We start from the raw sequence: 9,818 nt of genomic DNA on the forward strand, positions 1-9,818 counted from the left end.
CCACACGGACATATTTCTTACATCTATTACGGCTGGTGAAAAATTCTATATCATGATTTGCAGAGATTTGTATAATAGTCTAAAACCTACACTACAAAAGACTTGTTTCTTCAGAAAACAGGTATTAAAAGAAGGTGTAAAGCATTCGGATTAGTAAATTAAACCTGTTTAACAAAAAGTATATAATAAAAAAGCTTTACTTTTGCAAAAATTTTTAGTTAGAATGTCGAAAAATTTAGTAATCGTAGAGTCCCCGGCAAAAGCAAAAACTATTCAGAAATATTTAGGAAAGGATTTTGAAGTGAAATCCAGTTTCGGGCATATCCGGGATCTCCCTAAAAAAGGAATGGGGATAGACCTTGCTACCTTTAGTCCTGATTACGAAGTTTCAGCAGACAAAAAGAAATTGGTAACAGAGTTAAAAGCTGCAGTAAAGAAAGCCGATATGGTTTGGCTGGCTTCCGATGAGGACCGCGAGGGAGAAGCTATTGCCTGGCACTTGGCAGATGAGCTGAAGCTGAAGCCTGAAAACAGAAAAAGAATTGTTTTCCACGAGATTACTAAAAACGCCATTCTAAAAGCAATTGACAATCCGAGAGATATTGATCAGAATCTTGTAAATGCACAGCAGGCAAGACGTGTGCTGGACAGAATTGTAGGTTTTGAAATGTCACCCGTTTTATGGAAAAAAGTAAAACCGGGGCTGTCTGCAGGTAGAGTACAATCTGTAGCCGTAAGATTAATCGTTGAGAGAGAAAAGGAGATCCGCGAGTTCATTCCGAAAGCAAGCTTTAAACTTGACGGTATCTTTTTGAATAAAACAGAGCAGGAAATTGCTGCCAAGCTGAAGAAAGATTTTGAAAAAGAAGAAGAGGCAGAAAAATTCCTGGAGCAAGCAAAAACCACAGAATTTAAAGTTCTGAATGTTGAAACCAAACCAGGTACACGTTCGGCTTCAGCACCTTTTACAACCTCTACATTACAGCAGGAGGCTTCTTCAAGACTTGGGTATAACGTTACCAATACCATGCGTCTGGCACAGAGACTGTATGAAGAAGGGTTTATTACCTATATGAGAACAGACTCTGTAAACCTTTCTCAGGAAGCCATTGAAGGCGCTAAAAAACAAATTGTCTCAGAATACGGGGCAGAATATTCCTCTCCGAGAAACTATACAACAAAATCTGCTTCAGCACAGGAAGCGCACGAAGCCATCCGTCCTACAGATTTTGGTGTGAAAAGCATAGGAGATGCTCAGCTGAATAAGTTGTATCAGTTAATATACAGAAGAACACTTGCTTCTCAGATGGCTAACGCCAAGATCGAAAAGACAGTAATTGAAATTGGAAATACCTCTTTGCCACATCATTTTGAGGCACAGGGAGAAGTGATCATATTTGACGGTTTCCTGAAAGCGTACGGAATCGTGAAAACTGAAGATGATGATGAAGAAAACAACGACAAGTTGCTGCCGAAAGTAAGCGTAGGGGAAGTTTTAAGCTACAAAACCATTACTGCTACTGAAAAGTTCACAAGACCGAGTGCAAGATATACCGAGGCCGGATTAGTTAGAAAACTTGAAGAATTAGGGATTGGTAGACCGTCTACCTATGCGCCTACTATTCAGACTATCCAGAACAGGGAGTATGTGGATAAAAGGGAAATCGAGCCACAGACCCGTGAAGTGATCAAAATGTCTTTGGTAAAAGACAAGATCAAAAAAGTAGTTCTTGAGGAAAAATTCGGAGGCGATAAAAATAAATTTGTTCCTACAGATATAGGTGAAGTTGTTAATGACTTCCTTACAGATAACTTCAGGGAAATCCTTGATTACGGTTTCACGGCAAGAGTTGAAGAAAGCTTTGACGAAATTGCAAGCGGTGATCAGAAGTGGAAAGAAATGATGACGAACTTCTACTCAAAATTCCACCCGAGAATTGAAGATGTAGAAGAAAATGCAGACCGTGCAACAGGAGACAGGCTATTGGGAGTAGATCCTAAGACCGGTAAAAATGTACATGCAAGAATCGGAAGATTCGGGGCGATGATCCAGATAGGAGAAACGGATGATGAGGAAAAGCCGATCTTCGCATCGTTAATGGCAGGTCAGAATATCGCAACCATTACTTTTGAAGAAGCTCTGGAACTGTTTAAATTACCTTTTGATTTAAATGCAGTTGATGGACAGCCGGTTTCTGTGGGAGTAGGTAGATTTGGACCTTATGTAAAATGGGGAGAAACGTATATCAGTATTCCTAAAGGTGAAGATCCGCTTTCTGTAGATCAGAAGCGTGCCGAGGAAATTATCAGTGAAAAGAAAATTGCTGATGCTCCTATTGCTACATATAAAGATGAACCTGTAACAAAAGGATCCGGAAGATTCGGACCATTTATCAAGTACAGGGATATTTTTGTGAATGTTCCGAAGAAATACAATTTTGAAAATCTTTCTCAAAGCGATATCAATGAGCTGATTGATGCTAAATTGGAAAAAGAAGCCAACCGATACATCCAGCAGTGGGAAAAAGAAAAAATTTCCATTGAAAACGGAAGATGGGGTCCTTTCATCAAGTTTGGAAAAGCCATGTTCAAAATTCCGAAAAAAGCAGACGATACAAAATATGAAGCTGAGGAGCTGAAAGAACTTTCTTTAGATGAGGTGAAAAAGTGGATTACAGATCAAGATCCGAAAGCCTTTGCCGAAAAGAAAAAACCAGCCGCCAAAAAAGCAGCGACTACAAAGAAAACAACAGCTGCAAAAAAACCTGCAGCCAAAAAAAAGTAAATGTAAAATAATGATACAAAGCCGTTAACATCTGTTGACGGCTTTTTTTATGAACAAAAGCATCCATGTCTTACTCAGTTTCTATGTTTTTTGTATGTTTGTTTCATCAAGCAATTAATCAATTATTACATTCAAATTAAAATATGGATTTCGAAGACTTTATCATTTCACCAAGAAATTTCAAAACAGAAAGCTGGCAGATAGGAAGTCGGATTACTAAAGATATCAGAGAAGACAGTATTGTTCTTCTGTTTGTGTCAGATTACAGAGGTGCCGGAGGTGATGCTGAGGTTCAGGATTTTACGGCTGTGAGAAAAGAATTTTATAAGCTTTCACAGATGGATTTCGAAATTCCTGTGGTGGATCTTGGAGATCTGGTATCCGGGAAATCAGTTCAGGATACCCATTATATCTTACAGGAAGTTCTGTCGGCATGTCATTATAAAAGAGCCATTCCGGTAATTATTGGGGGTTCCAATGATTTTGCCTTTTCACTATTTTCAGCATTGAATTTTCACAAGAAAAGTCTCAATTATACCCAGATCAGCAATATCATTTCCCTTCAGCAGGGAGAAGCGATCAATGAACACACTTTTTTAAGCAAAATTTTCGGGGCTAAAAATTTCTCCATTAAAAATTATCATCACTTAGGTTATCAGAAACATCTGAACGAAATGGATTCCGTAAGGCTGATCAAAGAAGTAGAATTCGATATCATCAGACTGGCTGAAATGATGAATTCCACAGAAAAGACAGAGCCTTTCTTCAGAAAAGCAGACCTGGTGACTGTAAACTGTGATGCTATTGAAAGTTTTAGCGAACCTTTTTCAATGAATCCGCAGGTAAATGGATTGAACAGAAGGGAAATCTGTGCCTACATGAAAGAAATAGGATTGAGTGAAAACCTGAAGTCCGTAGGGATTTTTAATTATAATATTTATTCGGAAAACCAGCTGAACCACCAGCTTTTAGCACAAATGTTGTGGTATCTGATCGAAGGGATCAATATCCAGCATTCCCATCCGAAAGAAAGGAACTATGAGCTGTTTTATGTGCTGATAGATGACAGGCAATATGCATTCAAGCGTGATACTTTCAGTAATTTGTGGTATTTTGGTGATGATGAAAATATAGAAAACTGCATTCCGTGTTCCAGAAAAGATTTTGATGAAGCTAAAAAAGGCTGGCTGAATGCAAGACTGACGAAAATTTAATGTATGACAAATGTTCCCTCAAGAGTATCCATTATTGTTCCCGTTTACAATGTCGAAAATTATTTGACAAAATGCCTTGACTCTCTCGTGAAGCAGAGTCTTCCGAATATTGAAATTCTTGTAGTGAACGACGGAAGTAAAGATAACTCTGGAAAAATTATTGAAGGATATGCGCAAAAGTATCCGGAGAAAATAAAAGCTTATACCAAAGAAAACGGTGGCTTAAGTGATGCCCGTAATTTCGGGATCGACAGGGCAACCGGCAATTACATAGGTTTTGTAGACAGTGATGATTATGTTACTGAAACCATGTTTGAGGAAATGCTTCTTTTAGCAGAAAAGCACAATGCTAAAATGGTGATTTCAAATATCCAGAAAGTGGATGAGAACGGCAAGGTTGTCCAAAAACTCACTCAGCTTCCCAATATGCCTGAAAAGATAGCTCTTGAAGATAACTTTTCAGTATTTTCGGATATCAGTTATTTTGCATGCAATAAGCTGTTCAAAAAAGAACTTTTTAAACAGAAAAGATTTAAAAAAGGAGTTCATTTTGAAGACATCCAGCTTATTCCGCAGCTTTTACTGGAATGTGAAACCATAGCGCAAACCCAGAATTTCCATTATCAGTACCTTGAACGTACCGATTCCATTACAAAAACCCATACGGAAAAAGGGCTTGATATGCTTAAAGCAGTCTCTGACGTAGAAAAGGTATTCAGAGAATCCGCATATTCCCATAAAAAAGAAGAGTTGAAAAATTTTCAGATTTTTGAAGGGGTTTATTCGTTTCTGGCCTATCTGGCGTTTGTGAAAGAAGAAGGGATATTTTATAGTATGTCTGATCAATTGGCCCTTTTTATGAAGGAAAGACAAATAAAAATTCAAGATATATTGAAGTATAGTCGTTTTGGTAAGAATTATCTTTTATCTTTGCCGTTGAAGAAAAAGATTTTTTATCTGTTATTTTTTGCCGGACAGAAAAGATTGATAAGAAAATTAATTTAGTAAACACAAATGTAAGTACTGTTATTTCGCCCAGTAGAAATGATAATGAAGACCTTGTAAGTCCTGCATTATAAGTTTTATTGAAGAAATGCAAGTGCTGAATAAGAAAAGAATGAAAAACTTTGAATTGTTCTTAAGCGGATCGGGAATACCTATTTTCTACGTAAAAATAGGGCTGGGTTTCGTTTTCTCCTTTTTAATTACATTTTTCTCTATTCCTACCATTGTCAAGATCTCAAGAAGAAAAAACCTGATGGATGAGCCTGGAATAAGAAGTTCGCATCTTAGAGAGATTCCCAATCTGGGAGGAATCGCCATTTTTTACTCCATAGGAATCTGTGCATCCATTTTTGCTTATGAGTTATTTGATCTCTATAAATTTCTATTTGCCTCATTAATTATTCTGCTTTATGTCGGAGTAATGGATGATATTGTGGTTATGAGGGCTTACAAAAAGCTCGTAGCACAGATTGTTGTATCTTCATTGATCGTTATCGGATCAGATATCAGAATCAGAAGTCTATTCGGAATATTGGGGGTATATGAGCTGGAATATTTTATAAGTGTGATCTTCAGTATCATAACATTTATTATTCTGATCAATGCTTTCAACCTGATTGACGGGATAGATGGCCTGGCAGGCGGATATTCTGTCATCTGCAGTGCTTTATTTGGAATAAGCTATTACCGTTTGGGAGAATATAATTATCCGCTGGTAGTGCTGTCTGTTGTTATTATCGGGACTGTACTGGCATTTTTATACTATAATTTGTCAAATTACTGGACCCGTAAAATATTCATGGGTGACACCGGATCCATGCTGCTTGGCTTTTTGCTGGCTTTTACCTCTATTTGTTTTATAGACATTTTCATCGATAAAAATCTGGTGGATGTACCGAGATATCACCTTCAGTCTGCTCCGGTGGTTGCAGTTGCCATTCTCATCCTTCCGATTGTAGATACATTAAATGTGATTATGGTCAGGCTTTATAACAAAAAATCCCCGTTTGATGCTGATAAAAACCATATTCACCATAAGCTGCTGAAGCTGAATCTTACGCATAGAAGGTCTACTTTTTATATTATTCTTTACTATCTGATGATTGTTGCAGTAGCTTATTATCTGAGACACATTAATGTCAATCTTTTATTATTGGTAGTGCTTTCACTGGGCTTTTTGGGCGCTTATCTGCCGGATTTGCTATATCGACTAAGAAATAACAAAAATTAACAATTAAATATTACTTTTGTAAATAATATTATATATGATGAAAAACTTTAAATATTTATTTTTAATATTCCCTCTTTTAGTTACCTCATGTATTACAACAAAGGATGTAAGATACCTGCAGCCGAGTGAGAGTCTTGTAATTAACGAAGAAGGTCTTGTTCCCTACAATATTCCTGTGTACAGGATTACCAAAAACGATATTCTTAACCTTAATATTGTGACCACTCCGAAAGGAGATGCAGCACAATTTTATTCCTCTTACAATACTTCAGGTGGTATTGGAGGTGGAGGTGGAACCAGCCCTGCAATAACAGGAGGTGGTACAGCAGGAGTAAGCGGCAATGGCGGAGGAAGCAGAGGCGGAAATATAAACTTTTATTTCAATGGTCTGAAAGTTGACGCCAATGGTGAAATCAATGTTTTTGGAATCGGATATGTAAAAGCCGAAGGAAGAACATTAGATGATATTACTAAAGAAATTCAGGAAAAAGTAAATGAAAATTTCCAGGAAGGTAAATCTGAAGTACGTCTGAATACAGATGGTATTACGTTTTATATCCTTGGTGATGTGGAAACTACCGGTCTTTCAGGAGAAAAAGTAGTTCACAAAAATACACTTACCATTACCGAAGCTTTAGCTATTAATGGCGGGCTGAACAGAACGATAGATAAAAAAGAAATCGTTATTCACAGAAAACTTCCGGAAGGAATCAAAATTGCTAAAATAGACCTTACCCGTGAAGATCTTATGAATTCTCCTTTCTATTATGTACAGAACGGAGATGAAATCTATCTGAACACAAGAGCAAAAAGCTTGAATGGATTCGGAAAAGATCCTATTCAGACTTTAACTACGGGAGTTTCGGTAATTACTACAGCATTGTCTATTTATTTACTTCTTAAAAATCTTTAACCATGATTCCAGAAAGAGTAACCGCTGCAGAGAAGAACAGTTCTCAGAAAGAAAAGTATGGGTCGTTTGCATTATTTGATTTAGAACACTTTTTAAGAAGAATCCTTAAAAACTGGTACTGGTTTGTACTCATGTTTTTTATAGGCTATGCCGTTGCATGGATTTACAGTAAATATTATGCACAGAACATTTATGCATCCGATTTGTCTTTAAGTACTTCCAGTAAAGGTTCTGAGTTTTTACCAACACAGTCTAACCAATCCATCAACTTTATTTGGGGAGACACCGGAAATCAGGATGGTCTTTATCTGAAGAAAATGCTTTTATCCAGAACACATAACGAATTTCTGGTAAAAGAATTAGACCTTTTTGTAAACTATTCTACAAAAGGGCTTATAAAATCTACCTATCTGGATAAAAATGATTCACCTGTTTTTCTTCAGATTGATAAAAAACACCTTCAGCAGATTAATTACCCTATTACCCTGATACCAAAAGGCAATGGGGCATATCAGGTTGTCTTGCCGGAAGAAGGTGAATCTACCAATTTATATAACTATGAAGTTGAAGGCTTTCAGAGTATCAACTCTTATAGCAGGCCGGCTGATAAGATTATTAAAGTCAACGAGTGGTACAATGCTCCTAACCTGAGATTCAGGCTGCTTCAAAATCCTGTTCCTACTAAAATTCAGCTGGACAATATCATTGTAAGTTTGAACTCAGTAAATGAGAGTGTGAATGAGATTATTTCTACCACAGGAGTGGATTTTGATAAAGAAATCAGGTCTATCATGATTATTACTAAACAAGGGTATAACCTTAACAGTACAGTTAATTTCCTTAATAAGTCTGTTGCAGAACTGCAAAAAAAGAGATTGGCTGACAAAAATGTTGTTAATAAGAATACAGATCTCTTTTTAAAGGAAAACCTTGCTAATATTCGTAAAAAACTTGATTCAAGTGCGAATGTGCTGAATTATTTGAAAACTTCAGAAAAGCTTTATAATATTAAGGACAGGGATGAAAAATCTCTTGAAAAAATAAAAGAGCTGGAAGCTAAAAAAGCAGATATCATAAGCAAAATCAATTCCCTGAACAATATCAAGAGCACGCTGCAGTCTCAGAATTTTGATAAAATGATTGGAACCAATGCTGCCGGTTTTGAAGATGGAATATTCTCCGCAACGGTTTCAGAGCTTAAAGCTTTATATGCTAAAAAAGCAGAAATGGCCACCATTTACAAGCCTTCATCAGAGCCTATGAGAGAAATCAACAGACTGATTGATGAAGCAAGAATGGGATCATCCAATAGTTTAAGAGGCTATTATAACAGATATTACGACGAAATTAATAAAATTGACCGTGAGATTTCAGGAGCCAATTCAGATTTAGCTTCTTATCCTGAAAAAGAAAGAAGATACCTGGATGCAGAGAGAGGATATAATATGATTGAGGCCACATACAACAGCTTACTGGGCAGACAGAGTGATACCCAGATGAGAATGGCTACCAATCAATCCGATATTACAGTAATTGACCCGGCTAAAAACCTGGGACAGAGACCTATAGGGCCTAATGTAAAGCTGGCTAAGACAGCTATTATCTCAGGAATGCTGCTGCTTCCGTTACTGTTTATCTTTATTGGTGAAGTGTTTGATAATAAAATCAGAAATATTAAGGAGCTTCTGAGTGCTACAAAGATTCCTCTTCTTGGAGTGATCGGGAATAACAGCAATGAAAATATGCTTACCGTTCTGGAGCAGCCCAAATCATCTGTTTCGGAAGCCTTCAGGGGAATAAGAGCAAATATGAGATTCCTGATGGATAATGAAAATGAAAAAGGAAAAGTTATTTTGATTACATCATCCATTGGAGGTGAAGGAAAAACCTATATTTCTATCAATTTGGCGTCTGTTATAGGATTAAGCGATAAAAAAACAATCCTGTTGGGTATGGACCTGAGAAAACCAAAAATCTTTGGAGATTTTAAGATTGATAATAAATATGGTATCTCAAACTATCTGACCGGAGAAGTAGGAATAGATCAGATTATCAATAAAACGAAGATTCCTAATCTTGATGTTGCTACTTCAGGACCTATTCCTCCCAATCCATCTGAGCTTTTAATGAGCCAGAGAAATATCAGATTTATAGAAGAACTTAAAGAAAAATACGATTTCATTATTATAGACTCACCTCCGGTAGGATTAGTAGCAGATTCATATGAACTGATGAAGTATTCTGATGCAAACATCTATGTTGTGCGCCATGAATACACAGAAAAGTATATGCTGAAAATGATTACGGAAAAATATCACAATAATGAAATTGATAATTTGGGACTTGTTTATAACGACGACAATACGAAACAGGGGTATGGCTACGGATATGGTTATGGCTACGGCTACGGATATGGTTACGGCTACGGATATGGTTACGGCTATGGCTATTTTGATGAAGATAAAAATTATAAAGAGCCGTTATTAATAAGAATCAGAAATAGAGTACAGGTATTATTTAATAAAAAATAAAGCATTAAACCCTCATTTAATGGGGGTTTTTTCATATGTAAGGTATTTTCATTCTATGAAAAAAAGAATATTTTTGCCACTTTGCCGTTTACTTTATAACAAATTATGTTTTTTTGTTTATTTTTAACTAAACATTAAG

The 9,818-nt window shown here is 36.5% G+C and carries 6 protein-coding genes; all 6 read left to right on the top strand.

The genetic code is table 11. The features are described from left to right. Nucleotides 1-223 precede the first annotated feature (223 nt). Complete coding sequence (topA, locus tag ACE3RB_RS12850) at nucleotides 224-2,785, top strand: type I DNA topoisomerase (protein ID WP_374464566.1); 2,562 nt, start codon at nucleotides 224-226, stop codon at nucleotides 2,783-2,785. Nucleotides 2,786-2,928: 143 nt separating this feature from the next. Next, complete coding sequence (locus tag ACE3RB_RS12855; protein ID WP_374464567.1) at nucleotides 2,929-3,999, top strand: formimidoylglutamase; 1,071 nt, start codon at nucleotides 2,929-2,931, stop codon at nucleotides 3,997-3,999. A gap of 3 nt (nucleotides 4,000-4,002) precedes the next feature. Beyond that, nucleotides 4,003-5,004, top strand: a complete 1,002-nt coding sequence (locus ACE3RB_RS12860) for a glycosyltransferase family 2 protein (RefSeq protein WP_374464568.1) — start codon at nucleotides 4,003-4,005, stop codon at nucleotides 5,002-5,004. A 112-nt stretch (nucleotides 5,005-5,116) separates the two neighbouring features. Beyond that, nucleotides 5,117-6,235 (top strand): glycosyltransferase family 4 protein, encoded by a 1,119-nt coding sequence (locus tag ACE3RB_RS12865; RefSeq protein WP_374464569.1) that lies wholly within the window; start codon nucleotides 5,117-5,119, stop codon nucleotides 6,233-6,235. Nucleotides 6,236-6,269: 34 nt separating this feature from the next. Continuing rightward, the gene (locus ACE3RB_RS12870; RefSeq protein WP_374464570.1) at nucleotides 6,270-7,148 is read left to right on the top strand and encodes a polysaccharide biosynthesis/export family protein; all 879 of its coding nucleotides are present in this window, start codon (nucleotides 6,270-6,272) and stop codon (nucleotides 7,146-7,148) included. 2 nt (nucleotides 7,149-7,150) lie between these two features. Then, nucleotides 7,151-9,679, top strand: a complete 2,529-nt coding sequence (locus ACE3RB_RS12875) for a polysaccharide biosynthesis tyrosine autokinase (RefSeq protein ID WP_374464571.1) — start codon at nucleotides 7,151-7,153, stop codon at nucleotides 9,677-9,679. The last annotated feature ends 139 nt before the right edge of the window (nucleotides 9,680-9,818 follow it).

The sequence above is a fragment of the Chryseobacterium sp. genome (assembly GCF_041914225.1).
GTDB lineage: Bacteria > Bacteroidota > Bacteroidia > Flavobacteriales > Weeksellaceae > Chryseobacterium.

Excerpts from the sequence above, each read along its gene's own strand:
- topA (WP_374464566.1), top strand. The coding sequence starts at position 224 with ATGTCGAAAAATTTAGTAATCGTAGAGTCCCCGGCAAAAGCAAAAACT.
- ACE3RB_RS12855 (WP_374464567.1), top strand. The coding sequence starts at position 2,929 with ATGGATTTCGAAGACTTTATCATTTCACCAAGAAATTTCAAAACAGAA.
- ACE3RB_RS12860 (WP_374464568.1), top strand. The coding sequence starts at position 4,003 with ATGACAAATGTTCCCTCAAGAGTATCCATTATTGTTCCCGTTTACAAT.
- ACE3RB_RS12865 (WP_374464569.1), top strand. The coding sequence starts at position 5,117 with ATGAAAAACTTTGAATTGTTCTTAAGCGGATCGGGAATACCTATTTTC.
- ACE3RB_RS12870 (WP_374464570.1), top strand. The coding sequence starts at position 6,270 with ATGATGAAAAACTTTAAATATTTATTTTTAATATTCCCTCTTTTAGTT.
- ACE3RB_RS12875 (WP_374464571.1), top strand. The coding sequence starts at position 7,151 with ATGATTCCAGAAAGAGTAACCGCTGCAGAGAAGAACAGTTCTCAGAAA.